The 26,997-nt window shown below is 39.7% G+C and carries 26 protein-coding genes; 11 read left to right on the forward strand and 15 right to left on the reverse strand.

What is annotated here, in order from left to right; translation table 11 throughout:
- Window positions 1–204: 204 nt before the first annotated feature.
- Window positions 205–588, forward strand: a complete 384-nt coding sequence (locus DIZ80_09095; GenBank protein ID RDH82438.1) for a hypothetical protein — start codon at window positions 205–207, stop codon at window positions 586–588.
- Window positions 588–998 (forward strand): HIT family protein, encoded by a 411-nt coding sequence (locus tag DIZ80_09100; protein ID RDH82439.1) that lies wholly within the window; start codon window positions 588–590, stop codon window positions 996–998. Before DIZ80_09095 ends, DIZ80_09100 begins: the two co-directional genes overlap by 1 nt.
- Here the strand turns inward: DIZ80_09100 and DIZ80_09105 are convergent.
- Complete coding sequence (locus DIZ80_09105; GenBank protein ID RDH82440.1) at window positions 991–1,815, reverse strand: hypothetical protein; 825 nt, start codon at window positions 1,813–1,815, stop codon at window positions 991–993. The genes DIZ80_09100 and DIZ80_09105 overlap by 8 nt on opposite strands.
- A 177-nt stretch (window positions 1,816–1,992) precedes the next feature.
- Here DIZ80_09105 and DIZ80_09110 point away from each other — a divergent pair, with 177 nt between their 5' ends.
- The 5 genes from DIZ80_09110 (at window position 1,993) to DIZ80_09130 (ending at window position 7,409) form a co-directional block, all read left to right on the forward strand.
- Window positions 1,993–2,469, forward strand: coding sequence for a hypothetical protein (locus DIZ80_09110; GenBank protein ID RDH82441.1), 477 nt, complete (start codon window positions 1,993–1,995; stop codon window positions 2,467–2,469).
- Between the two features lie 74 nt (window positions 2,470–2,543).
- On the forward strand, window positions 2,544–4,451 hold the full coding sequence (locus DIZ80_09115) for a hypothetical protein (GenBank protein ID RDH82442.1): 1,908 nt from the start codon (window positions 2,544–2,546) through the stop codon (window positions 4,449–4,451).
- Between the two features lie 91 nt (window positions 4,452–4,542).
- Entirely contained in the window at window positions 4,543–4,953 is a 411-nt protein-coding gene (locus DIZ80_09120; GenBank protein ID RDH82443.1) for a glutaredoxin, read from the forward strand.
- 41 nt (window positions 4,954–4,994) lie between these two features.
- Window positions 4,995–5,609: a glutathione S-transferase gene (locus tag DIZ80_09125; GenBank protein RDH83137.1), complete on the forward strand. Its 615-nt coding sequence runs from the start codon at window positions 4,995–4,997 to the stop codon at window positions 5,607–5,609.
- A 126-nt stretch (window positions 5,610–5,735) separates the two neighbouring features.
- Window positions 5,736–7,409, forward strand: coding sequence for a long-chain-fatty-acid--CoA ligase (locus DIZ80_09130; GenBank protein RDH82444.1), 1,674 nt, complete (start codon window positions 5,736–5,738; stop codon window positions 7,407–7,409).
- 54 nt (window positions 7,410–7,463) lie between these two features.
- On the opposite strand, the gene DIZ80_09135 is transcribed toward DIZ80_09130, so the two are convergent.
- The 4 genes from DIZ80_09135 to DIZ80_09150 all read right to left on the reverse strand — a co-directional run bounded on the left by DIZ80_09135 (window position 7,464) and on the right by DIZ80_09150 (window position 11,716).
- On the reverse strand, window positions 7,464–8,024 hold the full coding sequence (locus DIZ80_09135; GenBank protein ID RDH82445.1) for a hypothetical protein: 561 nt from the start codon (window positions 8,022–8,024) through the stop codon (window positions 7,464–7,466).
- Between the two features lie 27 nt (window positions 8,025–8,051).
- Window positions 8,052–8,585 (reverse strand): hypothetical protein, encoded by a 534-nt coding sequence (locus tag DIZ80_09140; GenBank protein RDH82446.1) that lies wholly within the window; start codon window positions 8,583–8,585, stop codon window positions 8,052–8,054.
- A gap of 18 nt (window positions 8,586–8,603) precedes the next feature.
- Complete coding sequence (locus DIZ80_09145) at window positions 8,604–9,227, reverse strand: hypothetical protein (protein RDH82447.1); 624 nt, start codon at window positions 9,225–9,227, stop codon at window positions 8,604–8,606.
- 137 nt (window positions 9,228–9,364) lie between these two features.
- Complete coding sequence (locus DIZ80_09150; protein RDH82448.1) at window positions 9,365–11,716, reverse strand: hypothetical protein; 2,352 nt, start codon at window positions 11,714–11,716, stop codon at window positions 9,365–9,367.
- A 347-nt stretch (window positions 11,717–12,063) separates the two neighbouring features.
- Here DIZ80_09150 and DIZ80_09155 point away from each other — a divergent pair, with 347 nt between their 5' ends.
- The 3 genes from DIZ80_09155 to DIZ80_09165 all read left to right on the forward strand — a co-directional run bounded on the left by DIZ80_09155 (window position 12,064) and on the right by DIZ80_09165 (window position 14,643).
- A complete protein-coding gene (locus DIZ80_09155; GenBank protein ID RDH82449.1) occupies window positions 12,064–12,945 on the forward strand; it encodes a phosphoribosylaminoimidazolesuccinocarboxamide synthase in 882 nt (293 codons plus the stop codon).
- Between the two features lie 99 nt (window positions 12,946–13,044).
- Window positions 13,045–13,710 carry a dethiobiotin synthase gene (gene bioD, locus DIZ80_09160; protein ID RDH82450.1) on the forward strand — a complete coding sequence of 222 codons (666 nt, stop codon included), beginning with the start codon at window positions 13,045–13,047 and terminating at the stop codon, window positions 13,708–13,710.
- Between the two features lie 96 nt (window positions 13,711–13,806).
- The gene (locus DIZ80_09165) at window positions 13,807–14,643 is read left to right on the forward strand and encodes a hypothetical protein (protein RDH82451.1); all 837 of its coding nucleotides are present in this window, start codon (window positions 13,807–13,809) and stop codon (window positions 14,641–14,643) included.
- Window positions 14,644–14,776: 133 nt separating this feature from the next.
- Here DIZ80_09165 and DIZ80_09170 read toward each other — a convergent pair whose 3' ends face one another.
- Both DIZ80_09170 and DIZ80_09175 read right to left on the reverse strand, forming a co-directional pair.
- Window positions 14,777–15,115 carry a peptidylprolyl isomerase gene (locus DIZ80_09170; protein RDH82452.1) on the reverse strand — a complete coding sequence of 113 codons (339 nt, stop codon included), beginning with the start codon at window positions 15,113–15,115 and terminating at the stop codon, window positions 14,777–14,779.
- A 167-nt stretch (window positions 15,116–15,282) separates the two neighbouring features.
- Window positions 15,283–16,632: a sodium:alanine symporter family protein gene (locus tag DIZ80_09175; protein RDH82453.1), complete on the reverse strand. Its 1,350-nt coding sequence runs from the start codon at window positions 16,630–16,632 to the stop codon at window positions 15,283–15,285.
- A gap of 99 nt (window positions 16,633–16,731) precedes the next feature.
- Between DIZ80_09175 and DIZ80_09180 the strand changes: the two genes are divergently transcribed.
- A complete protein-coding gene (locus tag DIZ80_09180) occupies window positions 16,732–17,250 on the forward strand; it encodes a hypothetical protein (protein RDH82454.1) in 519 nt (172 codons plus the stop codon).
- Here the strand turns inward: DIZ80_09180 and DIZ80_09185 are convergent, their stop codons facing one another.
- The 8 genes from DIZ80_09185 to tkt form a co-directional block, all read right to left on the reverse strand.
- Complete coding sequence (locus DIZ80_09185) at window positions 17,251–17,838, reverse strand: hypothetical protein (GenBank protein RDH82455.1); 588 nt, start codon at window positions 17,836–17,838, stop codon at window positions 17,251–17,253.
- The gene (locus DIZ80_09190) at window positions 17,790–18,140 is read right to left on the reverse strand and encodes a hypothetical protein (GenBank protein ID RDH82456.1); all 351 of its coding nucleotides are present in this window, start codon (window positions 18,138–18,140) and stop codon (window positions 17,790–17,792) included. Before DIZ80_09190 ends, DIZ80_09185 begins: the two co-directional genes overlap by 49 nt.
- A gap of 161 nt (window positions 18,141–18,301) precedes the next feature.
- Window positions 18,302–19,339 (reverse strand): fructose-bisphosphate aldolase class II, encoded by a 1,038-nt coding sequence (locus DIZ80_09195; GenBank protein RDH82457.1) that lies wholly within the window; start codon window positions 19,337–19,339, stop codon window positions 18,302–18,304.
- A 67-nt stretch (window positions 19,340–19,406) separates the two neighbouring features.
- Complete coding sequence (gene pyk, locus DIZ80_09200) at window positions 19,407–20,855, reverse strand: pyruvate kinase (GenBank protein ID RDH82458.1); 1,449 nt, start codon at window positions 20,853–20,855, stop codon at window positions 19,407–19,409.
- Between the two features lie 145 nt (window positions 20,856–21,000).
- Window positions 21,001–22,182, reverse strand: coding sequence for a phosphoglycerate kinase (gene pgk, locus DIZ80_09205; GenBank protein ID RDH82459.1), 1,182 nt, complete (start codon window positions 22,180–22,182; stop codon window positions 21,001–21,003).
- A gap of 126 nt (window positions 22,183–22,308) precedes the next feature.
- Window positions 22,309–23,313: a type I glyceraldehyde-3-phosphate dehydrogenase gene (gene gap, locus DIZ80_09210; GenBank protein ID RDH82460.1), complete on the reverse strand. Its 1,005-nt coding sequence runs from the start codon at window positions 23,311–23,313 to the stop codon at window positions 22,309–22,311.
- A 386-nt stretch (window positions 23,314–23,699) separates the two neighbouring features.
- The gene (gene gap / locus DIZ80_09215) at window positions 23,700–24,704 is read right to left on the reverse strand and encodes a type I glyceraldehyde-3-phosphate dehydrogenase (protein ID RDH82461.1); all 1,005 of its coding nucleotides are present in this window, start codon (window positions 24,702–24,704) and stop codon (window positions 23,700–23,702) included.
- A gap of 87 nt (window positions 24,705–24,791) precedes the next feature.
- Complete coding sequence (tkt, locus tag DIZ80_09220; protein RDH82462.1) at window positions 24,792–26,765, reverse strand: transketolase; 1,974 nt, start codon at window positions 26,763–26,765, stop codon at window positions 24,792–24,794.
- Window positions 26,766–26,997 lie beyond the last annotated feature (232 nt).

Below are 26,997 nucleotides of genomic sequence, written 5' to 3' on the forward strand. Positions count from 1 at the left end.
AAATCCTTATGAGCCTTACAAATTCAGCCTTATATTTACCATCGTTATAATCAATCTGGCATACTTAAATATAGCCCAGAAGATGTGTACTTTTTAAACTATTATTCACTTATCTTTCACACTAAAAAAAGACCACTATAAATGACTAAAATTCAATCACTTAGGTTCCCCATAAATAACTGGGGGCACCTGTATTCATTACAAATGGCAATATCACATAATGAACAGCAAACAGGCAGAAAACTGAGTATAAATGGAAAAATACCTGGTCAGGCTTTTTTACAAAATCATAACACAAGTGTCTCTATTAACTTTTTACAGGTAGATGAGACACCTGATTACCCTGTTACTGAGTCAGGCCTTCACAAACTGGGGGTAATGACATTTTCGGGTCAACAATTAGAAACAAATATTGAAATTGATCGTAATGTATTTGAGGAGCTTCGTAAAAACCTGATGGAGTATGGCGATATAGAAGGTATACATATAATGATCACTCTGGGAATACTGAGTAATGAAGAGCACTGGCAGCAAAATGATGCGTTAACGATAGTACAACTCGATTACGCTATGAAGGGAGACTCCTGATGAGCGTAAAATTACACCCTCAACTACAGGCCGACACTTATACTCTTGGTCAAATTTGTGACTGCACCTTGTTATTGCATAAAAACGCCCTCATCCCCTGGTTCATTCTTGTGCCGGATACTAATGAAAACGAAATATTTAAACTAACCGCTAATCATCAGGCTCAAATTAACAACGCTACAAATCAGCTTGCCCATTTCGTTGAATCACACTTTAAAACCGATAAACTGAACATAGCGACAATTGGAAATATCGTAGCTCAGCTGCATATACACATAATCGGTCGATTTACAGATGACTTTTGCTGGCCCGCACCGGTATGGGGACAAGCAGATTTTGCTGAGTACAAAGAGCAGGATTTACTAAGCATTAAACAGACACTAATCGATAATAAACTAATTTTTATTTAGACCACTGATTAAGATAATGAAGAATAATCTGCTGATTTTCTTTTTGGGCAAAAAGACTATTATGATCACCCGTCACTTCTTCTTTATGTTTTTCTCCACGGGCATTTTCATACAGCTGAATAACATGATCAGCCGCTATCATCCTGTCATCCACGCTATAGAGAAACAGTTTCGGTTTATCCGGCAATAACCCCACATAATCAATTGGATTATACTGGCTATCAATAGTCAGGGATGCTGGCCATTGAAACGCCCATGTCAGCCAGGATTTATCCAGTGTTTCCCGTGCAATCTGACGATAGTCATTAAATGGAGACACCAGCACCATTGCATCAATACCATCTGGGTTTTTAGCTATATTATAAATACCCAGACTCGCACCCAGACTATGCCCAATAATGAATAGCTTTTTATCTGCTTTCTTACGAGATACCACATATTCTCTGGCACTTTGAATATCACTCATCACTCCTTCTATTTCGGTTTTCCCTTCCGATTTGCCATATCCTCGATAATCAAAAATAAAAACATCATACTGGTGCTGTGTTAACCAGAAAACCAGCCCTGAATGTGTGCTGATATTTTCACCATTACCATGCAGAAAAAGTATAGTTGCTTTATGATCGCCTGATGCAGGGAACCACCAGCCATGCAAACTCAGGCCCGAATCGCCTTTAAAATAAATATCTTCATACTCAATTTCATATTGCTCAGGAGAGGCAAGGTGTTGCTTGAGAGGCTGAAAAAATGCATTGGTACACGCTGTTAACAGTAAACAGCTGAATAGAATGATGGTTAGATATCTGTTCAATAACATTCCTTTTTTATAAAAAAACACCCTCACCCGGCTTAAAACACTCAAAACCAGAGATTATCAAAAACGTGATCTATCTTAACATCCTGTTATTGCATAACCAGCACAAGCTGCTAGTATTGATCAGGACACAATGCCATATATGGCTACATCATAAGTGATTTAACGGAGAAAAATAAGATGAAAAGATTAGTATCAAGCACGCTATTATTACTGGCTTCTTCAAGTGCATTTGCAGTAGCACCTGGTGGTGGTGGTTGCGGTTGGGGTAACGCATTATTTGAAGGCCAGTCTGGTCCTGCACCACATATTTTAGCCGTTACAACTAATGGCACATCAGGCAACAATACTTTCGGTATGACTACTGGTACAAATGGTTGCACCACTGGCGGTGCGATTGGTTATAGCGGTCAATCTATGCTTGCATCAGTAATGGATGAATTTTCTGAAGACGCAGCTAAAGGCGAAGGTGAAGCAATGACTGCCGTTTCTGTAGCAATGGGCGTATCTCCTGAAGATCGTGCACACTTTGCTCAACTTACGCATAGCAACTTCAGCACAATCTTTCCTAATCAGGATGTAACAGCTGAACAGGTATATTCTTCTTTACAGTTAATGATGAAGTCTGATACACAGCTTTCTAAATACGCAATTTAAGTTCGCTTAAATTACTTAGGCCTGAGTAAAAACTCAGGCCTTTTTTATTCTCGAATATCACTCTCACCCTCCTAATGTATTTTATAAGATTCTTCTGGCTATACGCCGTATTGTTTTTTTCAATTACTTCTCAGGTAAAGGCTCTCGAAAATTCTGCCATCGAAACCGAATTACAACAGTTAATAAAAAACACCTCGGATTCCGAATTATGGAAAGATATTGAATGGCTTAATCTTTTACACTATCAGGGAGGACCTGATTTTAACGATTATATAAGCCAGGTTGATGATCCAGTCTTTTTTAATGCTCAAGATGGTAAAACAAACCCAAAAAATGAATTAGAGAAAACATTAAAGTCTTTTTATAATACAAACATCATAAATAAAAACAAACATGCTCAATGTCGATTTATCGCCCGCTTTAGCTGGTTAAAAAACAAATATCCCAATAGTTTTCAGCAGCTACCAAATATTAGCTGTGACGAGTATACAAAATGGAGAAAAGAAGTACCCGAAGAAAAAGTCAGTTTAATTTTTCCTGCATACCACCTGAACAGCCCTTCTTCAATGTTTGGTCATACATTACTACGTATTGACCCTGCCGATAGCGAACAGGCTTCAACCTGGTTATCCACGGCTGTAAATTTTGGTGCAAATATCCAGAGCAGTGATAATTCTATTTTTTTTGCCGTAAAAGGTTTGGCCGGAGGATATTCAGGCACATTTATAGTGGCTCCTTATTATGAAAAAATTAAAGAATATAACCGTCAGGAGAATAGAGACATATGGGAATACCCTTTAAATTTAACACCTGAAGAAACAAAACGAATCGTATTACACTTATGGGAACTAAAAAATATAAAATTTGACTATTATTTTTTCGATGAAAACTGTTCGTATCGTTTGCTTGAATTATTGCAGGTTGCTCGACCAGAATTAAAACTCACTCAACAATTTGGTCTTACAGCTATACCTATTGATACGGTACGTAGTATCGAACAGGCAAACTTAATGACAGACACAGTTTATCGCCCATCACAAACAACCAGTATTAATTATTTACTTGATAAGCTAAGTTCTACTCAGCGTGAATTAGTTTTAAAAGTTTCCAGAAATGCCGAATTAATTCATTCGGAATCTTTTCTAAAAAATAGCATCGAAGAAAAAAATATTATTATTGATACCGCCTACCGTTATTTACGTTACCAGCAAAATGATGATGGTCGTTCTGAGTTGAATGCTAAAAATAGCTTTCTGTTACTCAATGCGATCAATAAGACTGAAAAGTTTTCATCAAAAAATATAACTTATTCTGAATCTCAACGACCTGAAAAAGGACACTTAAGCAAAAAAATGGCAATTACTGTAGGAGATGATAACGACCAGTCATTTGCCCAGCTAGATTTTCGCATGTCTTTTCATAGCCTTGAAGACAATTTAAAGGGCTTTCTTGAAGGCGCACAAATAAACATAGGCAGCCTTTCCATTAGAGCCACAGAAGATGAAATGCAACTACAACAGCTTGACCTGATTGATATTTTTTCACTTACACCAAGAAATGATTTTTTCCAGCCATTATCATGGAAGGTTTATACCGGACTTGAGCAACAGATTATTAATGGAGAAGACCACCTGACTGCTCACGTCACAGCAGGTGTCGGTGCCTCTTATAACATCTGGTCAAACAATCTGGTATATGGCCTGCTTACAACACGGCTAGAAACCAGCAGCCAGTATTCTCAGGCTATTGAGCCAGCCCTGGGCATTTCAACCGGTCTGTTACAACACTTTTCATTTGGCACGGGGCACATAGAAATCAGTGGTGAAGAGTTTTATCATGATGAATTCCGCCACCGGATTAAATATACACAAAATTTCAATCTGCAACGCAACCATGCCGTACAGCTTTCTTTTCTACGCCAGCACCAGACTGACCTGTACTTTACCGAAGCTCAATTAAGCTACCATTACTTCTTCCATTAATAAGCACCTGATTTACCGTTCATCCGATTTTGTACAGCTATTGTTTTTTAAGATAAAATAAGTACCCGAATAAATTCATCAGGACTCTCTCGTGCTATTAAAACTCCTTCGTAATGGTCTAGGCAACCTGGTTATTCTTATTAGCTTTTTTATTCCAATCAAAAAAATCAAGCGTTCTGATGAAGACCAGAAATGCGTTAACGATACAACTAATGAGATGTCTCTATATCAGTTTCATGCATGTCCTTTCTGCCTGAAAACACGACGCGCACTTAAGAAACTGAAAATACAGGTACAGGTACGTGACGCCCTGAAAAACCCACATCGTGCTGACCTATTAGCCGGTGGCGGCAAAATAAAAGTCCCCTGCCTGCGAATTGACTCAGGAGATGAAATTACCTGGATGTATGAATCAAACGACATCATTAATTATCTGGAACAACGTTTCGGTGAAGAAAGCACCCCATGCAACAAGTTTAATTACCAGAGCTCTACAGATTAGGCTAACTGTCTCGATTTATGCCACACCTGACAGATCTCAACCTGAAACCTGTTTTATACAGCTTTCGGCGCTGCCCTTATGCCATGCGGGCTCGTCTGGCATTGCAGTACTGCAATATTCAAGTCGAGCTGAGAGAAGTTGATTTAAAAAATAAACCTGCAGAAATGTTACACGCCTCTCCAAAAGCAACTGTACCTGTGCTGGTCTGCAACGATAAAACCGTTATTGATGAAAGCATTGATATAATGCTCTGGGCTTTACAGCAGAATGATCCACAAAACTGGTTATTCTGTATCGAAAAACAGCAAATACCAGACCTCATTCTAGAAAATGACACTCAGTTCAAAATTGATCTTGATCATTATAAATACGCTGATCGTTACCCCGAATTCTCTGCACTCACATATCGCCAACGAGCAGAAGTTTTTTTAGAACAGCTTGAGCAAATTCTCTCTAAGCAGAAATATTTATCCAGTAGCTCGGAAACACTCACTGATATCGCACTATTCCCATTTGTTCGGCAATTTGCTTATGTTGATATCAAGTGGTTCGAAAGCGCTCCTTATCCTAAACTGCGCAACTGGTTAAACAACTGGCTTAAATCTGAGTTATTCCACTCCATTATGAAAAAGCACCCATACTGGCTGCCTGAGTAAATCAAACATAAATTAACTCTTATTTTTAATAAATAGCAGGAAGAAGCACTATACGAAATCAAATTACTGTTCTAGTATATTAATAAACAAATAATTGATAATAATAACGAATAAAAGGATAGTTATATGACTCATGCATGGTATTCCAGTTACCCCGAAGGCGTTCCACATGAGGCAGATTTAACCGCCTACGACTCTCTGGTTGATGTATTTGAACAGGCCTGCACCGAATATAGCAATAACCCCTGTTTTTGTAATTACGGCAAAACCATTACCTATCAGGAACTGGAAAACGACACCAGAAAACTTGCTTCTTTTTTACAGAATCAACTGGCAATGAACAAGGGCGATAAGATTGCCATCATGATGCCAAACCTGTTACAAAATCCAATTTCAATATTTGCATCACTTCGTGCCGGCCTAACAGTTGTTAACACAAACCCCCTTTATACCGGCAAAGAATTACAACATCAGTTATGCGACTCCGGTGCGACGACCATTATTGTTCTCGAAAATTTCGCTTCAACGCTCCAACAGGTAATAAAAGATACACCCATTAAAAATGTCATCGTGACACGCATGGGAGATAAATTAGATTTTCCTAAATCGGCAATAATTAATCTGGTTGTGAAACACGTTAAAAAAATGGTTCCCAGCTTTAACCTGCCTGGCAGTTACGATTTCAAACAATGCCTTTCACAGGGTGATGCATCAAAATATACTCGTCCCACTCTAAATCAGCAGGACTTTGCTTTTTTACAATACACTGGTGGCACCACAGGTGTAGCTAAAGGCGCCATACTCACACATGGAAATATGGTTGGAAACCTGCAACAGGTTTCTGCCTGGATAGAGCCTTATATAATTAAAGGCAAAGAACACATCATTACTGCGTTGCCGCTGTATCATATTTTTTCTCTGTTAGCTAACTGCATGTTTTTCATGAAGATGGGTGGGTTAAATCATTTAATTACTAACCCCAGAGATATGAAAAATTTTGTTAAAGAATTAAAAGGCGTAAAATTTACCGCGCTAACCGGTGTAAATACTTTATTTAACGGCTTACTAAATACACCTGGTTTTTCAGATATTGATTTTTCAAGTTTCAAAATGGCACTTGGTGGCGGCATGGCAGTACAGAAATCTGTCGCTGAAGAATGGCAGAAAGTAACGGGGCAAACCTTACTCGAAGCATATGGCTTAACTGAAACATCACCTGCCGTTTGCATCAACCCTATGACACTTAAATCTTACAATGGAAAAATTGGCCTGCCCATGCCCTCCACTGATGTAAGCATTCAGGACGATGATAATAATATTTTACCAACAGGTGAGCATGGTGAAATATGCATAAAAGGCCCTCAGGTTACACAGGGTTATTATAAACGCCCGGAAGAAACTGCATTAGTATTTGATGACGACGGCTGGTTCCATAGCGGGGACATTGGCTTTATGGATGAACAGGGTTTCTTCCAGATTGTAGATCGTAAAAAAGATATGATCATTGTTTCAGGATTCAATGTATACCCCAATGAAATAGAAGATGTTATCGCGAGCCACCACGATATCATTGAAGTGGGCGTTATCGGTATGCCAGACGAAAAATGCGGTGAATCTGTAATGGCAATTGTGGTTTGCAAAAACACGCAAATAACTGAGCATGATATTCGCACCCATTGCGAGCTTTCACTTACTCGTTACAAAATACCTAAACGTATTGAGTTTGTAGATGAAGTACCCAAAACTAATGTAGGTAAAATTCTTAGACGTGAGCTTCGTGATATGTATCTATCTTCATAACTAAAAAGGCTGCTTCAAGAATGATTCCTGAAGCAGCCTTTTTTCTACTCTCAATTAAAAATTAGCACAAACAGCCGTTGCAACAAGCTGATGTACTGAACCACTATTATTAACAGCACAAGCCTGCCAACCATCTGGGCTGCCATACTCTCCATCTGCAGTTAAAGTATTAACAGCTGCATCATTAATACGTGGTGATGATTGAGTAACAATCATCGTCAGTACATTTTGCGGAGCGACTCCACCACCCGTTGCAACAGGATGTGAAACAGGACACCTTGCTATAGCGCACCCAAATGTACCATCATTAATAGAAGTTGAACCAACAACTGTTATTATCGTAATCGCTGCCGCGCCTTCTAAAGCAGTGACACTACTCTGTAATGTTGAAATTGCACCGTCATTAATTGTTATATTACTTGTATTGGTTGTAGCTTTAGAATTATTGTCATCTATAGCCGCTTTTAAATTTGTATTTTCTGCATTTAAATCAGCCGCAATTAACGAGTCACCGTCAACATATGTCTTAGGAACAGTATAGTCTCCTGCACTTATATTCTGACTTACAAACAACAAAGGGATGAAGCCAATAAGTAACTTATGCTTTATATTCATTTTAATATTTCCTATATTTATTTATGATTATCCTAAGACACAGTTGCCAATTGTTGATGTTCCAAATACACACGGCCCATCTCCTTCGTCGACTCTTGGATCACTGCCAGCTGCCAGTTCTGCGGCATTACTAATTCCATCAGAATCGTCATCATACGTTGCCAGATCATAATCACCTGCTGCAAAACTCAGATTTCCAGAACCAGATGTTAAATCAACCGTGTTCGAAGCCGTTGCTAAAACAATAGTGCCAGCTCCATCCGTATATTCATACGAAATTACAATCGTATGCACTGCAAGACTTAAACCGGAGATAGATGCAGATGCTGAACCTGTACCTGTACCATCTATTGTCATCTCTATTCTATTTGCCGTATCTCCATCAACAGTCACGAAAGCTGCCAATGTACCACCACCCGTTAAAGTTAACTTTTGTAATTCAGAAGGCATCTCTGTTGTAGCATTATTTTTTTCATTATTACTACTACCGCAGGCATATAGTGAAGACAGTAATATAAAACTAAATATCAATTTCACTACACTTCTAAAAACCTTATTCATACGTAACTCCATTACTATTCACTGAACAGGCTCAGCAGTTGTTAATGATAAAGTAGCAGTCGGCTCTCCACCACCGCCACCTCCACCACCTCCAGCAGCTGCACCAACCACAATCACGCCCAGACCAATCCAGAACCATTTATTGCTGAATAAACCGCCTTCATCATCATCTTCTTCAGCATTTTTTTTAATCTCACCAGATGAAGCGATCGCTGCGCCTGCTCCAACCGTTTTTACACTAAGAGGTGAAAAAGAATAACCATGCAACAATGTATTTCCAGCATGATCCATGGCCTGCACATAGTATTCTATGCCCGGTGATTGAATTGATGATGATTTGATTTTAGCTCGATAGTCATCAGAGCCTTTTATATTATGCATAGCCTGAGTTTTATATGCCTCAGTACCAATAACTCGATAATAGAGAACAACCTGTTTAACACCCACGTTGTCTTTCACCGTTACGGTGATATTGTGATCTTTATTTTTCTCTACTGTATCAACATATTTTTTTTGAGTGATTTCTGGGGCTACCAGATCACTAGAAGGCAAGGAGAGCTGACCTGCTCTTAATATCGGTGCAAACACCAATGAATAACAGACGAAAAAAACAAAGCATTGACGTAGAATATTTTTTATCATTTTCCTTATTCCCACATATCAACTTAATGATATGTACACTCCATTATGTATCAAGGTATTGCTTATATACTACCCACATTAATTAAAATATGTCAACCGGCACCCGTCTTAATTAATTTACATCACTCAATTATAATTTACCAATATACCCTTAACTGATTCTGTTTGTTATAACGTAAAATTATTTCAAATTTACTCCAGTTTCCCGGAGTTACTTTGTTTCCATTTTTATCAATAAGGTCTGTTAACTCAATGACTGCTTTGGCTCTTTTCTCTTTTGCTATCAAATTAAGATTAGAAACCCTGACATTAATTTTTCGATATTGTTTATGCAATTGCTCAACAAACTGCGATCTACCCTGCACAAACTGGCTCATCTGTTTTATTTTTTTAGTGTTACGCTCCTGCAATGCAGCTTTAAACTGACCTATCAATTTACTTACCTGATGGATATCAAGTTTCTTAATTTTTATTTTATTCGATACAGTTTTTTTAACCACGGATTTTTTTACTATTTTTTTTCTGGGCTTATCACTCTTTTGGGCTGACTGTTTTTTATAACTTTGTTTGAGCGCTCTTTGCATCACTTCAATATCAGCACTAGAAACCCGTATTTGTTTCATTACAGTTATATTTTTTTCTGCCTCTACCAACCGAAATTTAGAAATATTTTTTTCAAACATAGAAACATAATATTTCTGTATGTTTTTGATACCTTCTAATGCACGTTGATTATCTGGCTGTTGCTTCAACACTTTGTTATAAGTATAAAATGCATTGTCACTTTCAGGTTTTATGAATTGTTCATTTTTCAGTTGTTTTTCAGCGTGAACCAACGATAACGCCACCTCTCTGTCTTTCTCATTTATTACATCAAGCTGATCCTGCAAAAACTTAACATCAATTGAATTTGAACCAATTAGTTTCAAATGGTCCAGATATTTTTGAGTAGCTTCATACTGATTTTTTTCATAAGCGAGATTAACCAGCCTGAGCAACTGATTCTCAATATTTTTTAAACCTTTTATAGCGACTTCATTATCACCCTCTATTTTTAATGCCGCCTGATAAAAGTAATATGCATTGTTCTTATTCGGCTTAACATAATTTTTAATATTTTCAGACTGTTTGGCTTTATCCAGTAAAGAGTTTAATTTTATTTTCTTCTTATCAACTTGTTCAACAACTGGCTTCCGACTTTCAATCGCTGATTTATTTTCTCCCACCTCAACAGAGTCAGAAGAGTCACTAAAAAGCCAGAACATAAAAACGACAAGACATAAAACAGCAAAACCTGACAACACTATAGGTAGCCGGGAGTTTTGCGTTTTTTCTATTTTTCTATTTTCAGGTTTTTTAATAATGGTCTCTAGCATCCCATTATCAACAGCGGAGACATCCTTATTTTTAATAACACTAGATAAATCACCTGCTGTTCGCTTTCCATGCGCATCAACCAGCCCCTGTGTTCCGCTATTTGCATTTTTGGAAATTTCAGTACTGTACCCCAACTCAGTATCTGACCATGAAAGCTCAGTCGCTTCATCAATAACGGGAGGGTTAAGCATATAATCTGGTAACGGTGGCGCGACAATCTTACCCAGTAACATGTCGGCCCATAATAGAATATTTTTCGGCCGCTCTTCTATTTTGAACATTAACGCCTTATCTACGGCCAGAAGAAAATTATCCGAATACTCCCCTTTGGCAAGAACGGAAACCGGCTCATAAGTATCAAGGCCTTTCTCAAGAAAACTGCCTCCTCTGAATAATGCATCAATTGGTTTTTTACCCGTTATTCCCACATAAATACTTGCACCCAGCGCATAAATATCTGTCCACGGCCCCTGTTTTCCTGAGCCCTCGTTATATTGTTCATATGGCGCATAACCGATGGTAACCAGACTGGTTAATGCTTTGGTTTTGCCTCCCATTGATTGACGGGCAGAACCAAAATCGAGCAATAAAGGGGCGTTATTACGGCATATATAAATATTGGCAGGCTTTATATCTCTATGGATAAAACCCGCATTATGAACAAGTGACAGGCCATCTAAAATTGGGATAAAGGTATCAAGCAGTTGTTCTTCTGTGAATTTGGGTTCATTTTTATATACTTTGGAAAGGTCTTTACCAACAGCATACTCCATCACCATATAAGCAGTATTATTTTCCTCAAATACACTTTGTACACGAACAATATTTGGATGATTGAACTTGGCCAGCGTTCGAGCTTCGGCGATAAAACGATCCAGCCCCCAGGAATATAACTTTTCCTGATCACCGGTTTTGGGATGAACAGTGCTGTCTGACTCACGCACAGCAAATTCTTCTGGCATGAACTCCTTAATCGCTACGTCTCGCTCAAGATTAGTATCATGAGCAAGATAGGTAATACCAAACCCACCACGACCAATAACTTTCTGGATTTCATACCAGTGCAGCATATAGCCATCATGAAGCGAGTTTTTATTAGTGCGTAATTCCATTTGAAGCTTTCGTCTTTTCAGTGCCTGTTATGATATTAAAACCACATGAACAATGAAGCCCGTCAAACTGCTTTTAGCTTTATCATTTGTTTATACTGGAGGTAATATACGCTCCAATACTCGTATTTTTATACTATAAACAAGCTTGCCTGACATTTAAAAAAACAGCAAGTTTCCCTCTGTATATACCTTTAATCCTTACATAACATCAGAAACACAGCGAGGATATGAAAACACACTCATATAACAACCCGGCTTAATTAACAGACATTACCTGCTATTCCACTCGCGACCAGCACCATATTCAAGTAAAATACATCCTTCGTAATTAACAGACAAAGTTCACAATGAGCCTTCATACCAGTCATATCAGCAATCTCAAATTACGCCATAAAGGCAAAGTCCGCGATATCTATGATATTGATGATAATCACATGTTAATTATCACCAGTGACCGCATTTCGGCTTTTGATGTCATTATGCCTACAGCCATACCTGAAAAAGGCACTATCCTTAATGACGTGACTCGTTTCTGGTTAAACAAATTAGAGTACATTATTCCTAACCACCTGGCTGACATTCCACTCAGTGAAATAATTACAGATGATAATGAACGTGAAGCTGTAAGCAAACATGCAATGGTGGTTAAGAAACTAAAAGCCTTACCAGTAGAAGCCATTGTTCGAGGATATATTATTGGCTCCGGCTGGAAGGACTATCAAAAAACCGGTGCTATCTGTGGCATTAATCTGCCTGAAAACTTACAACTCGCCGACAAACTGCCTGAACCTATTTACACACCTTCCAGTAAAGCGGATGTTGGCGAGCATGATGAAAATATTGATTATACCGCGACTGAAAAATTACTCGGTGCAGACATGGCAAAACAGGTTAAAGATGTCAGCCTGAAACTTTATAAAGCTGCTGCTGAATATGCACTTGAACGAGGCATTATTATTGCCGACACAAAATTTGAATTTGGTGTTGATGAAAACAACCAGCTTGTTCTAATTGATGAAGTTTTAACACCCGACTCATCTCGTTTCTGGCCAGCCGATCAATACAAACCCGGCAGCAGCCCAATGAGTTTTGATAAACAGTTTGTTCGTGATTATCTGGAAACATTAGACTGGGATAAAACAGCTCCCGGTCCTGAGCTACCACAGGAAATTGCAGATAAAACAGCAGAGAAATATAAAGAAGCACTTGAGAGGTTAACTAAGTCATAAGTCGGTAGTCTGTAGTCTGTAGTCAAAGCGGTTGCGCCAACGGCGCTTATCTTTTGGTAACGACTTACGACTTACGACTAATGACTTACGACTTTTTTAATGAAAGGATTATTCATAACCGGCACGGATACTAACGTTGGGAAAACCTATATAGCGTGCCTGATAGCAGCAGAATTAAAATCTAGAAATTTAAATATTATTCCGCGAAAACCAGTTGAGACCGGTTGTGAAATAATTAATGATGAACTTTATCCAGCTGATGCCAGTGTTTTGTTAAAAGCTTCACAGTCAAATATAACACTTGATGAAGTTTGCCCTTACCGATATACACCACCCATTTCACCGCAATTAGCGATAAAACGTTCTGGCAATTCTATTTCACTTGACGATCTTGTATCGACATGTAAAAAAAATATAACTGAAAAAGATCTTCTTCTAGTTGAAGGTGCCGGTGGATTTTATTCACCCATTTGTACAGATGCACTAAACGCCGATCTCGCCAGCCGTTTAAATCTTCCTGTTATATTAGTGACAGAAGATAGGGTTGGTGCCGTTAATCAGGCGTTACTTGCTATTAACGCAATAGAAAAACATCAACTTAAAATATGCGCCGTAGTACTCAATTCTACCGGACCTGAAACACAAAACAATCTGTCTGATAATACCTCTGAAATAAAAGCATTAACGTCACACCCTGTTTTCTCAATTTCACATGAACAGCCTATTTCTGCTAATTTTCTAAAACACTTACTTCTATATCTGTAGTCTTTTCCTTACGTAAATTTGCACTTTTAAAGATAGAAATATTTTAAGCAATCGCCTATGCTTTGAAACTGAAAATAATAAACAGGGAACTTAATCATGATATTTTATAAAAAATCACTATTTATCATAGGCTTACTATCGCTAATCAGCGCTTGTAGCAGTAGTGGAGGCGGAGGCCCTACAGCAGCGACGCTCTCAGCTGATAATGCTCAAGATTTAGCAATAGCGGCAACTGAAAGTACAAAGCAGGCCGTTACCGCAGATAGCGCAAACTTTCTCGCAAAAACGTCTAACACAGCAAACACAACTGACTTAATTTCCAATAAAGTCAGAGAAATAGCATTCGAAGCGACATCACTAGGTCCTGTATCAGCAATATGCCCATTTGGCGGAACCTACAGCGACAGCATTTCAGCTGGCAGCACATCAGCTTCCGGTTCAATTACTTTCTCTCAATGTGGTGTAGCTGATGGCATCACCATTACTGGTGTCGTTACATTTAGCGGTAACGAAAGTAATTTCACTATAACTTATAACAATCTGAGCATTACTGGCTTAGGCGTTACTGAAACAGTTAATGCTTCTGTATCATGCTCTACTTCAGGTTCAAGCTTTTCATGCACAACCAATACATCAATAACCGGTATTGATGGTAGAACATATGCCGTAAGCAATATATCTGTATCAGGTGATGAATTTTCTGGATATGACGTAAATGCAACAGTCGTTGATCCTACTCATGGCTCAATAACAATCACTGCAACAGATATTACATTTAACTGCACTGGCTCTACTGCAGGCCGCCCAAGTTCTGGAACTATTACATTCACATCAGACGGTAGAACTGGCTCCGTTACCTTTAATAGCTGTAACTCGTATACAGTTACTCTTGATGGTGTAGCTACCCCTTATACCTGGATCACTCCGACCTAGAGATAAAACATGCTGCGTGGCTGCAACTCATGATGGCTAAGCAGACTCTTTTAGTAGAGTAGATAAATTGTAGGTATAAAAAAAGGCACATCATCTGATGTGCCTTTTTCTTTGAAGAAGAATAAAAAACAACTTAACGAATTTCTAATAACTCAACTTCAAATACCAGCGTTGCATTAGGCGGAATAACACCACCGGCACCATTTGCACCGTAACCCATTTCAGGTGGAATGGTTAATTTACGCTTACCACCAATTTTCATACCTTTAACGCCTTCATCCCAGCCTTTAATAACCTGACCTACACCTAGCGTAAAACTAAATGGATCATTACGATCAAGGCTTGAATCAAATTTAGTGCCATCAGTTAACCAGCCAGTGTAATGTACTATAACTACTTCAGCACCTTCACCTGCACCCGCTTCCTGACCTTCGCCAACATTTAATTCTTCAATTTCTAATTCAGACATGATGTCTCCTGTTTGTATTTAAATAATATCTGTTGCTTCATGGCATCTCTTACTTGAGAGACGATTTTTTAAAAGTCTTCAATCGTTAATCAGTAGTCTTAAGTCAAAGCGGTCAGGCTTTGCCTGTTTGTTTAAGCTTTGGCTTTTGACTTACGACTTACGACTTACGACTATTTTTGATGTTTCTCAAAATACTCATCTTTCATTTTCTTAACCAGTGCACTTAATAATATCAGTGCAATCAAATTAGGCACGGCCATTAATATATTCGTCACATCCGCAATATTCCACACCAGCTTTAACGGCACAATTGCACCCACTACAATTAACATTGTGTATACGACTCTATAAGGTAAAACTGCCTTTTCACCAAACATAAATTTAACACTACGGTCACCATAATATGACCATGCGATAATAGTTGAGAAAGCAAATAATGCTAGCCCACCACCCACTATAATTGCACCCGCATCGCCAATAGACTGACTAAAAGCATAAGCAGTTAAGGATGCGCCAGTTACATCTTCCGGTGCTGTTATATATGCACCGGTCACCACAATTGCAAGCCCTGTCATGCTACAAATCACCAGCGTATCGACAAACGGCTCCATCATGGCAACCAGGCCTTCACGCACTGGCTCATTTGTTGTTGCTGCGGCATGAGCCATAGGCGAAGAACCTAAACCGGCTTCATTAGAAAACAGGCCTCTTGCCACACCCCAACGAATCGCTTCACCTACCGCAGCACCACCTACCGCCCATGGGTTTAAAGCATGGTTAAAAATAGTTGAAATGGCAGCAGGTATTTGCTGGTATTCATTAATCAGAACAATCATAGCCACTGATATATAAACTATCGCCATAAATGGCACAATGGTACTGGCTACCTTCGCTATGCGTTTAACCCCTCCCAGAATCACCATGCCTACCAGCATGGCCATCGTCACACCGACAACCCAGCTATATTCTTTTACACCCGGCTCAATAAATGCCAGACCATCCACCACCGAATTTACCTGCACCAGATTCCCTATACCAAATGAAGCCACCGCTGCAAAGAAAGCAAAAAACATGGCTGTACGTTTCATTTTCAGGCCATTAAGCAGGGTATACATCGGGCCACCTGACACCCCATCTTTATCAATTTCTCTAAAATTCAATGCCAACGTGCTTTCAGTAAATTTCGTTGCCATTCCTAGAAAAGCGGTTACCCACATCCAGAATAATGCTCCCGGGCCACCCAGGGAAATAGCCGTTGCAACACCTGCGATATTACCCGTGCCGATAGTGGCCGATAACGCAGTGGATAAAGCCTGAAAGTGGCTCACATCACCTTTGTCACCTTTACAACGATATTTACCCTGTATTATATGTATGGAATGCTTAAAGCCTCTAAATTGCACCACACCCAGTCTGATTGTTAAATACAGACCCACACCTAATAAGCCACCTAGTGTAATCCAGTTGCCCCAGAGCAAACCCGATAAATCGCCACTTAATACCGTTAACTGATCAAGCATGTGATACCTTTTTATTTATTATGTAATTGTATTTTGTGCACAATTCTACACAAATCACGTTAAAATACTCAATCTTTTAAAATCATATTAAAGCGTCTGATGGAAAGAATATTCGAAAAATTTCTCTGGAAAAGTAGACTGGTTGTCTTGGCCGCAGTTATTATTAGCCTGGTTTCCAGTCTTGCTATGTTTTATATGGCAACAATAGATTCTGCTTACATGATTAGTCATTTAGTAGAGTACCCCACGCTAGCTGACGCAGAACGAATAGCACTTAGAAGCACAACCATTACCCATGTTGTGGAATTAATTGATGGATACCTGCTTGCCATTGTCTTACTAATTTTTGCACTCGGGCTTTATGAGTTATTTATAAGTAAAATAGATGATGCTGAAAATGCTGAAAATGCATCACAGGTTTTAGTCATTAATAGCCTTGATGATCTTAAAGCACGCCTGTCTAAAGTCATCGTGATGATTTTGATAGTTAAGTTTTTTGAGCATGCATTAGGCATGCATTTTAAATCACCTGTCGATTTGCTGGCATTTGCAGCAGGCATTGCACTAATAGGTCTTGCGTTATACCTGACCCATGCATCCGATAGCCGTGACAAGTAATTATCTCAGCGGGACAAGACCGGATTTTATTGTCTTTTTAGCATTTTCAATCGAATTGTTTTCATAAAATATTTCGAACTGTTTCGTTTTGAAATATCCATTTAAAACTGAAGCAGCAGCTGAACTTTCATTCATATTCATCAGTATATTAACAATTTTAAATTGTAATTTTCTATCCATATTCGAATTAAATAACTCAAGACCTTTCGGATAAGACACAGAGCTATGTATTATTTTTACCTGATTTTTTATACTTGGCAGCAACTCTTCATAATCCTGATCACTATAAGCAATTGCATCAACCTTATCCGACATTAAATCACTCACCAGACCAAACTCAGATCCTGAAAAAACATATTTAACACTATTTTTATTTTTTAACGAGCCTTTACTATTTTTAATTTCTTGTGAAACACCGTATTTAACCAGCTCAATATATGGCATAAAATAAGCACTGCTTGAACCAATGTCCTCAAAGGCAATTGTTTTACCTTTTAAATCCATTATTTCTGATATTTTACTTTCTTTTTTAACTATTATTAAACTTCTATAATCCGAGCCTTCTGCATGTACTCGTTTGAGCTCGATTTTTCAGCCATAATTAAAGCAGAAAACATAGAGTCTGTAACCCAGTCTACCTTTCCCGTTAATAAAGCATAAATCATTTCCTGATTATTATTTGCAAAATAGACTTCCCCTTTTTTTATCCCATATTCGGATAACTTCCCCGCAACATAATCAACCATCGGTTTTAATTCACTGTACGTTTTCTCACGCTCTGTTGCCGTCACTTTACCAATAGTTAGCACATTGCCTGCTACACTAGATAACACCGCAATAAAGTAAACAACTACGATCAGGGTAAATTTTTTACATGCTTTATTTAACATATTAAACACCAGTTGAATCAATATGAAGCCATATAGAGCTTATGCCTTCTACTTCGCTACAGTAAACACAATAACTTACATTAATGTTAGTACATTAATTATTTTTAACCAAAAAAAAGGAGGCCGAAGCCTCCTTTTCTAACTACCAATAAAAATAATCTTTATTTGTAGAAATCAATCATTGTTTCTAATGATTTAACTTTGATCTTATCTGCATTACCAGCAGAACCGAACGCTTCAAAACGCGCCTGGCAGATACCCTTCATAGCCGCAGTAGATTCTTTTAAGAATTTACGTGGGTCAAAGTTAGATGGGTTATCAATCAAGTGACGACGTACAGAACCGGTTGAAGCCATACGTAAATCTGTGTCGATATTAACTTTACGAACACCAGACTGGATGCCTTTAACGATTTCTTCTACTGGCACACCATAAGTTTGCTTCATGTCACCACCGTGATCATTAATGATTTTTAACCATTCCTGAGGCACTGAAGATGAACCGTGCATAACTAAATGCGTGTTAGGTAGTTTTGCATGGATCTCCTGAATACGATCAATACGTAAAACTTCACCAGTAGGCTCTTGTGTAAATTTGTAAGCACCGTGTGAAGTACCAATTGCAATTGCAAGTGCATCAACGTTAGTTTGCTCAACAAAGTCAGCCGCTTCATCAACAGATGTAAGAAGCATATCAAGATCTAACTTACCTTCAGCACCGTGACCGTCTTCTTCACCCATTTCGCCAGTTTCTAAAGAACCCAGGCAACCTAACTCACCTTCAACTGAAACACCGCCAGCATGAGCCATTTTCACAACTTCTTTTGTAGTCGCAACATTATATTCGAAAGAAGAAGGTGTTTTCATATCTGCTTCTAAAGAACCATCCATCATTACTGATGAGAAACCAGACTGGATAGAACGTAAGCAAACTGCTGGTTCTGAACCGTGATCCTGATGCATAACAACAGGAATGTGTGGGTACATTTCAATTGCAGCAGAAATAAGGTGACGCAGGAATGGTTCGCCTGCGTATGAACGAGCACCAGCAGAACCCTGCATAATAACCGGGCTGTTAGCTTCGTCTGCAGCTTGCATGATAGCGTGTACTTGCTCCATGTTGTTTACATTAAAAGCAGGCATGCCGTAGCCGTTTTCAGCCGCATGATCTAGTAATTGGCGTAATGAGATTAGTGCCATGTTAAATACTCCTTAGTATTAAGGTTTGTTTAATCAAAATTTAAAATCGTATATCTATAAAAAAACTTTAGCTGCCTGTGGTATCACAAACATCTCCAATAGTGATCACCTTCATTGCATTGGTACCACCACCGGAATCACCCAGCGAATCACCGCGGGTAATAATAATTCTATTGCCATCATCAACAATGCCCTTATCTTTTAACAGGCAGGCAACTGTAGAGCTGATATTGTAATCCCCCACCTGATCGAAATCGATGCTGGTCGGGTACACACCTCTATAAAGCGTCACTTTACGGCGTGTTTGCTGATGACGAGTCATTGCATAAATAGGTATGCCCGAGCTAATACGAGACATCCATAACACAGTTGAACCTGACTCTGTTAACGCTGCAATAGCGTCTACATTCAGGTGGTTAGCAGTATACATGGTTGCCATAGCAAGCGCTTCGTCAACTCGTCCGAAGGTCAGCTCCATACGATGGTCAGATACTTTTGCTCTCGGGTGCTGTTCTGCTGATTCGCAAATTCGCCCCATTGCCTCTACTGTTTCTATCGGATATTTACCTGCAGCTGTTTCACCTGACAACATCACCGCATCAGTACCGTCATGAACCGCATTAGCTACATCGAATACTTCAGCACGAGTAGGTATAGAATTCTCTATCATAGACTCCATCATCTGAGTCGCTGTAATGACAATTCGATCCATGCTACGGGCTTTTGCAATCAGGTCTTTTTGTACTGCTGGCAATTCAGCATCACCAATTTCAACACCCAGATCACCGCGGGCAACCATAATAACATCAGATGCCTCAATAATTTCATCAATACATTCAAGGGCTTCTGCACGCTCTATTTTAGATACAATAGCGCCATGCCCGCCTGCTTCACGCAATAACTTACGTGCCTGATGAATATCATCAGCTGATTTTGGAAATGAAACAGCGATATAATCGGCTTCAACTTTTGCAGCAGACTTAATATCTTCTTTATCTTTATCTGTTAATGCCGGTGCACTCAAGCCACCGCCCTGCAGGTTAATACCTTTCTTATCTGAAAGATACCCGCTAAGCGCGATAGTACAGTTAATTCTCAAACCATCAACACTATCAACATCCAGTAACATACGGCCATCATCAAGCACCAGTCGATCACCTGACTTAACATCACCCGGTAAACTTTTATAAGTAATACCAACGCCTTCAACTGTTCCTGCTGATGGATCTAATTCAGCATCAAGAAAAAACTTTTCACCTTCCGTCAGATAAACTTTTTTATCTACAAATCTTTCTGTTCTAATTTTTGGCCCTTGCAGATCTGCAAGAACACCGACAACACGATTAAGTTTATTTGCTGCCCGTCGCACCATTTCAACGCGATTCGACTGCTCTTCATGACTGCCGTGAGAATAATTTAAACGAACAACATCGACACCTGCTTTTACAAGTCGGTCTATTGTTTCCTGGTCGTCTGTCGCCGGACCTAATGTTGCTACTATTTTAGTTCTTCGCAAAGGAAGGAACTCCTTAATGTCTTTTTATTTATTAAAACTTTCGCCGCCGAGACAGGAAGCTCACAGAGATTTTAATTGCCTCACCTTCGGCTTAACAATTAAAAAATCTTTCTCTGTGAGCTTCCTGTCTCCGCTACGAAAATTTTTAGCCTTTTGCTTTTGCTTCAAGCATTGCAACTGCAGGCAATGTTTTGCCTTCCAGGTACTCTAAGAATGCACCACCTGCTGTAGAAATATATGAAACCTTATCAAAAATATCATATTTCTGAATTGCAGCAATCGTGTCACCACCGCCAGCCAAACTAAAACCAGGGCTGTTAGCAATTGCCATAGATACAGTTTTTGTACCTTCACCGAATTGATCAAATTCAAATACGCCAACAGGGCCATTCCAGACAATCGTTCCTGCTTTAGAAATAATTTCTGCTAATTCTTTTGCAGAATCTGGGCCTATATCAAAGATCATATCGTCATCAGTTGCTTCGTTAGCGGCTTTTAATGTTGCTTCAGCTGTTTCAGCAAATTCTTTTGCACAAACAATGTCTGTCGCGATGGGAATGCTTGCTCCACGCGCTTCCATTTTTTCTATTAATGCTTTTGCTGTATCAACTAAGTCAGCTTCGTATAAAGACTTACCAACGTTGTATCCTTTAGCCGCCAGGAATGTATTTGCAATGCCGCCACCAACAACTAACTGATCAACTTTTTCAGATAACGCTTCTAGTACAGTTAATTTAGTAGAAACTTTTGAACCACCTACAATTGCAACCATTGGGCGAGCAGGTTCAGCTAGTGCTTTTGCAAGACTATCTAATTCATTTGATAACAACAGACCAGCACATGCAGTTGCTGCCTGAACACCAACTCCATGAGTAGAAGCTTGCGCACGATGAGCTGTACCGAATGCATCCATTACAAACACATCACATAATGCAGCGTATTTTTTAGATAATGCTTCGTCGTCTTTTTTCTCACCAGCATTGAAACGAACATTTTCTAAAAGAACGCAATCACCTGCTGCAACTTCAACACCACCACCTAAATAATCTTTAACCAGCTTTACATCTTTGCCTAGCTTTTCAGACATAGTCGCTGCAATTGGAGCCAGTGAATTTTCTTCATCGGCTTTGCCTTCTTCAGGACGTCCGCGATGAGACATTACCATTACAGAAGCACCTGCTTTCATTGCGTGTTCGATAGTTGGCATTGATGCTGTAATACGTGCATCAGATGTCACTTTGCCGTCTTTAACGGGAACGTTTAAATCAGCACGAATTAATACGCGCTTACCTGCTAGATCAAGGTCAGTCAATTTTATGAAAGACATGTGTAACTCCTAAATATGTTTAAATTTTTAAATCTGTTTAAAGCATTTTGATACGAAGACACAGAGAGAATATTACATTAAATATATAAATACTCTGCGCTTCTGCGTCAAAAGCCTTTTAATCTTTTACTTCGCATTCATCAGTGCAATCGTAGTATCAATCATTCGATTGGAGAAACCCCATTCATTGTCATACCACGAGCATACTTTCACTAAATTTCCGGCCGTTACACGCGTTAACGTTGCATCAAAGTTTGATGTTGTACTGGTGTGATTAAAATCAACCGAAACCAGTGGCACTTCATTAAAGTCCAGCACTTTGCCATCTGCTGCTTCTTTCATAATGGCATTTATCTCATCAACCGTAGTGTCTCGACTAGCGGTAAAAGTTAAATCTACCAGCGATACATTAATAGTCGGCACACGTATTGCAAAACCATCCAGTTTTCCATTCAGCTCCGGTAACACCAGACCTATTGCAGCAGCAGCGCCTGTTTTTGTAGGAATCATAGAACTGGTTGCAGAACGAGCCCTACGTAAATCCGTATGGTATACATCCGTTAACACCTGATCATTGGTGTAGGAATGTATAGTTGTCATTAATCCGTTTTCGATACCAATTTTATCATTAATGGGCTTAACCATTGGTGCCAGACAGTTAGTCGTACAGGATGCATTTGAAACAACCGTATCAGCTGCTTTCAAAACATCATGATTCACACCATAAACTATCGTGGCATCAACACCGTGCCCGCCAGGTGCAGAAATAACTACTTTCTTTGCACCGCTTTTAAGATGCACAGACGCCTGTTTTTTACTGGCAAAAAAACCTGTGCACTCAAGAACAACATCTACGTCTAATTCACCCCATGGTAATTTAGCGGGATCACGCTCACACAACACACGAATTTTATCGCCATTCACAACCATGTGATCACCGTCGACATGTACTTCGCCGGGAAACCGTCCATGCGCAGTATCATACTGCGTTAAATGTGCATTCGTATGCGAATCACCTAAGTCATTAACGGCTACGACCTGCAATTCATCGGTACGACCCGATTCATAAATTGCACGCAGTATGTTCTTACCTATTCGTCCGTAACCGTTAATAGCAACCTTGATTGCCATGTTTTTTACCTTTTTATTTATCAGTAAATAATTAGTGATAAATGTAATGAGTTAGACCTGGGTAACCCGATCGTTAGCTGAAGCTAACGCCTATATATAAGACACCCATTTCAGCCTGAATTGATTACAAAAATATTACAGGTTCGTCATTTAAAAAATTATTTTCTAAATTAACTTTAAAATTAACTTGGAAAATAATTTTAAAGGGCAGAAAAACACCACCCCTTAAAACTAGTAATGACTTCACTGCAAAACAGCGAAGTCATTACTAAGTGAAGATTTTTTCGGCTAGCAAGGCGGAGGAAAAAATTGAGATGCTGAGCGCACGTTAGTGCGTAATGCATTCAAGTTTTTCCGACAACGCCGCTAGCCGGAAAAAGCTTCGCTTAGTTTGCTGCTACGTGCTCTACGAAGCGAAGCATGTTGCAAGTGTAACCATATTCATTGTCATACCATGAAACTAGCTTCACGAAAGTACCGTCTAATGCAATACCTGCTTCTGAATCGAAGATTGAAGAGTAACCATTTCCACGGAAATCAGTAGAAACAACTTTCTCATCTGTGTAACCAAGCGTACGGCTCATATCACCAGAAGTTGCTGCTGCTTTCATAGCTGCACAAATTTCTTCGTATGAAGCTTCTTTTTCTAGCTCAACTGTTAAGTCAACTACAGAAACGTCTGAAGTAGGTACGCGGAAAGCCATACCAGTTAATTTGCCGTTAAGTTCTGGAAGAACAACGCCAACTGCTTTAGCAGCACCAGTAGAAGATGGGATTATGTTTTCTAAAATACCACGACCACCGCGCCAGTCTTTCATTGAAGGACCATCAACTGTTTTCTGTGTAGCAGTTGCTGCGTGAACAGTAGTCATAAGACCACGCTTGATGCCCCAGTTATCATTGATAACTTTAGCAACAGGAGCAAGACAGTTAGTTGTGCAAGAAGCAGCTGAAACAATTGCCTGACCCGCATATTCGTTGTGGTTAACACCGTATACGAACATTGGAGTAGCATCTTTAGAAGGAGCTGATTGAACAACTTTCTTAGCGCCTGCAGTGATGTGTGCCTGGCAGCTTTCTTCAGTTAAGAAGAAACCAGTACAATCGATAACTAACTCAGCACCAACATCAGACCATTTAAGGTTAGCTGGATCACGCTCTGCAGTTAAACGGATTTTCTTGCCATCAACGATCATTGAATCGTTGTCAGAAGTAACTTCACCTGGGAAGTTGCCGTGAACTGAATCGTACTTAAGCATGTATGCTAAGTATTCAGGATCTAATAAGTCATTGATACCAACAATTTCGATATCTTTAAATTCGTTTGTTACTGCACGGAATACCATACGGCCGATACGACCAAAACCGTTAATGCCTACTTTGATAGTCATGTTTATTTTCCTCGGTTATTTATATTTAAATTAAAATCTTTTAAAAACTTTGTCGCACCTGCATAAGCAGGTGCGACGATGAATAAATTACATTACGCCTTCAACAGCTTTTACAACATTCTCTACGGTGAAACCAAACTCTTTAAATAGCTGGTCTGCTGGAGCTGACTCACCGAAGTGATCAATACCAACAACTGCATCTGCATACTTGTACCATGCATCAGTAACAGCCGCTTCAACTGCAACAGTTGGAACACCTTTAACTAATACTGAAGATTTGTAAGCCGCATCCTGTGCATCAAAAATGTTTGTGCAAGGCATAGATACAACACGTACTTTCTTACCAGACATTGCTTCAGCAGCGCCTGTTGCAAGTGCAACTTCAGAACCTGTACCGATAATGATTGCATCAGGAGTACCATCGCAATCTTTAAGAATGTAACCACCCTTAGTGATATCAGAGATCTGTGCGTCTGTGCGTTCCTGGTGAGGAAGACCCTGACGAGAGAAGATTAAGCAAGAAGGACCTTCTTTACGTTCAGCCGCCTGCTGCCATGAAACTGCAGATTCAACCGCATCACAAGGACGCCATACAGCCATGTTTGGAATCATACGTAATGTAGGAATCTGCTCTACTGGCTGGTGAGTTGGACCATCTTCACCCAGACCAATTGAATCATGACTGAATACAAACAGACTGCGAATTTTCATCAGTGCCGCCATACGTAATGCATTACGTGCGTACTCTGAGAACATCAGGAATGTTGCACCGAATGGAATTAATCCACCGTGTAATGCAATACCGTTCATGATTGCGCTCATCGCGAATTCACGTACACCGTAGTTCAGGTAGTTACCGTCTGCATTGTCGATCATTGGCTTGTAACCAGACCATTCAGTCAGGTTAGAGCAACCAAGGTCAGCAGATCCACCGAACATTTCAGGAAGCATAGGAGAGTAAGCTTCGATAGATGCTAATGAAGCCTGACGTGTAGCAGGGCTTTTCGCATCTGCATTTACAGAAGCGATATAGTCAGCTGATTTAGCTGCCCAGTCTGCTGGCATATCACCCGCCATACGACGTTCGAATTCAGCTGCTAGTTCAGGGAACGCAGATTTATATGCTGCAAATTTATCATTCCACGCCGCTTCTGCTGCTGCGCCTTTTTCTTTAGCATCCCAACCCTGATAAACTTTTTCAGGAACTTCGAATGCACCGTGATCCCAACCAAGCGCTGCTTTAGTCAGGTTAATTTCTTCTTCACCTAGTGGCGCGCCGTGACATGCATGGCTACCTGCTTTGTTTGGCGAACCAAAACCGATTGTAGTTTTGCAGCAAATCATTGTTGGCTTGTCTGTCATTGCTTTCGCAGTTTCAGTTGCTTTAGCGATCGCTTCAGGATCATGTCCATCAACATCCGCAATTACGTGCCAGCCGTAAGCTTCAAAACGCTTAGGTGTATCGTCTGTGAACCAGCCTTCTACGTGACCGTCGATAGAGATACCGTTGTCATCCCAGTAAGCAATCAGCTTGCCCAGACCTAAAGTACCCGCAAGCGAACATGCTTCGTGAGAGATACCTTCCATTAAGCAACCGTCACCCAGGAATACATAAGTATTGTGGTCAACAATGTCGTGACCTTTCTGGTTGAACTGACCCGCCGTTGTCTTTTCAGCAATCGCCATACCAACAGCATTTGTAATGCCCTGACCTAATGGACCAGTTGTTGTCTCAACACCAGGTGCATAACCATACTCAGGGTGACCCGGAGTTTTAGAATGCAGCTGACGGAAGTTTTTAAGATCATCAATAGATAGATCGTAACCCGTCAGGTGTAGTAATGAGTAGATCAGCATTGAACCGTGACCATTAGAAAGAATAAAACGGTCGCGATCAGCCCAGTTAGGGTTAGCAGGGTTATGGTTCATGTTGTCGTTCCACAACACTTCAGCTATATCAGCCATACCCATAGGTGCACCAGGGTGACCAGAATTTGCTTTTTGTACTGCATCCATACTTAATGCGCGGACTGCATTAGCAAGCTCTTTGCGTGATGACATAGGATCTTCTCCAATCAAGTTTTTAAAATTTGCGTTATCAGGGTCAGCCCTGACAACAAGAATTTGTTATTTATTTACTCGCCTCAACAAGGCGCAGGGTTTTCACCCACGTTAATAAAGGGGCGCTATTTTCCCTTACTTCGAGGCATTCGGCAACTCCATAGTGGAATTACATTGCGGTTTATCATATTTCACGGCAGGGATTGAGTTAACTCGCTCTCTTGATCTCTGA

Origin of the sequence: endosymbiont of Galathealinum brachiosum (assembly GCA_003349885.1) — a bacterium.
In the GTDB taxonomy this organism is placed as follows: Bacteria; Pseudomonadota; Gammaproteobacteria; order SZUA-229; family SZUA-229; genus SZUA-229.

What these genes read in the sequence shown, in the direction of transcription:
- DIZ80_09115 (RDH82442.1), top strand. Translation starts at nt 2,544, where the DNA reads ATGTATTTTATAAGATTCTTCTGGCTATACGCCGTATTGTTTTTTTCA.
- tkt (RDH82462.1), bottom strand. Translation starts at nt 26,765, where the DNA reads ATGTCATCACGCAAAGAGCTTGCTAATGCAGTCCGCGCATTAAGTATG.
- DIZ80_09165 (RDH82451.1), top strand. Translation starts at nt 13,807, where the DNA reads ATGATATTTTATAAAAAATCACTATTTATCATAGGCTTACTATCGCTA.
- DIZ80_09150 (RDH82448.1), bottom strand. Translation starts at nt 11,716, where the DNA reads ATGGAATTACGCACTAATAAAAACTCGCTTCATGATGGCTATATGCTG.
- DIZ80_09145 (RDH82447.1), bottom strand. Translation starts at nt 9,227, where the DNA reads ATGATAAAAAATATTCTACGTCAATGCTTTGTTTTTTTCGTCTGTTAT.
- DIZ80_09155 (RDH82449.1), top strand. Translation starts at nt 12,064, where the DNA reads ATGAGCCTTCATACCAGTCATATCAGCAATCTCAAATTACGCCATAAA.
- bioD (RDH82450.1), top strand. Translation starts at nt 13,045, where the DNA reads ATGAAAGGATTATTCATAACCGGCACGGATACTAACGTTGGGAAAACC.
- DIZ80_09195 (RDH82457.1), bottom strand. Translation starts at nt 19,339, where the DNA reads ATGGCACTAATCTCATTACGCCAATTACTAGATCATGCGGCTGAAAAC.
- DIZ80_09135 (RDH82445.1), bottom strand. Translation starts at nt 8,024, where the DNA reads ATGAATATAAAGCATAAGTTACTTATTGGCTTCATCCCTTTGTTGTTT.
- DIZ80_09175 (RDH82453.1), bottom strand. Translation starts at nt 16,632, where the DNA reads ATGCTTGATCAGTTAACGGTATTAAGTGGCGATTTATCGGGTTTGCTC.
- DIZ80_09130 (RDH82444.1), top strand. Translation starts at nt 5,736, where the DNA reads ATGACTCATGCATGGTATTCCAGTTACCCCGAAGGCGTTCCACATGAG.
- DIZ80_09110 (RDH82441.1), top strand. Translation starts at nt 1,993, where the DNA reads ATGAAAAGATTAGTATCAAGCACGCTATTATTACTGGCTTCTTCAAGT.
- pgk (RDH82459.1), bottom strand. Translation starts at nt 22,182, where the DNA reads ATGTCTTTCATAAAATTGACTGACCTTGATCTAGCAGGTAAGCGCGTA.
- DIZ80_09190 (RDH82456.1), bottom strand. Translation starts at nt 18,140, where the DNA reads ATGTTAAATAAAGCATGTAAAAAATTTACCCTGATCGTAGTTGTTTAC.
- DIZ80_09140 (RDH82446.1), bottom strand. Translation starts at nt 8,585, where the DNA reads ATGAATAAGGTTTTTAGAAGTGTAGTGAAATTGATATTTAGTTTTATA.
- gap (RDH82460.1), bottom strand. Translation starts at nt 23,313, where the DNA reads ATGGCAATCAAGGTTGCTATTAACGGTTACGGACGAATAGGTAAGAAC.
- DIZ80_09105 (RDH82440.1), bottom strand. Translation starts at nt 1,815, where the DNA reads ATGTTATTGAACAGATATCTAACCATCATTCTATTCAGCTGTTTACTG.
- DIZ80_09180 (RDH82454.1), top strand. Translation starts at nt 16,732, where the DNA reads ATGGAAAGAATATTCGAAAAATTTCTCTGGAAAAGTAGACTGGTTGTC.
- DIZ80_09095 (RDH82438.1), top strand. Translation starts at nt 205, where the DNA reads ATGGCAATATCACATAATGAACAGCAAACAGGCAGAAAACTGAGTATA.
- gap (RDH82461.1), bottom strand. Translation starts at nt 24,704, where the DNA reads ATGACTATCAAAGTAGGCATTAACGGTTTTGGTCGTATCGGCCGTATG.
- DIZ80_09100 (RDH82439.1), top strand. Translation starts at nt 588, where the DNA reads ATGAGCGTAAAATTACACCCTCAACTACAGGCCGACACTTATACTCTT.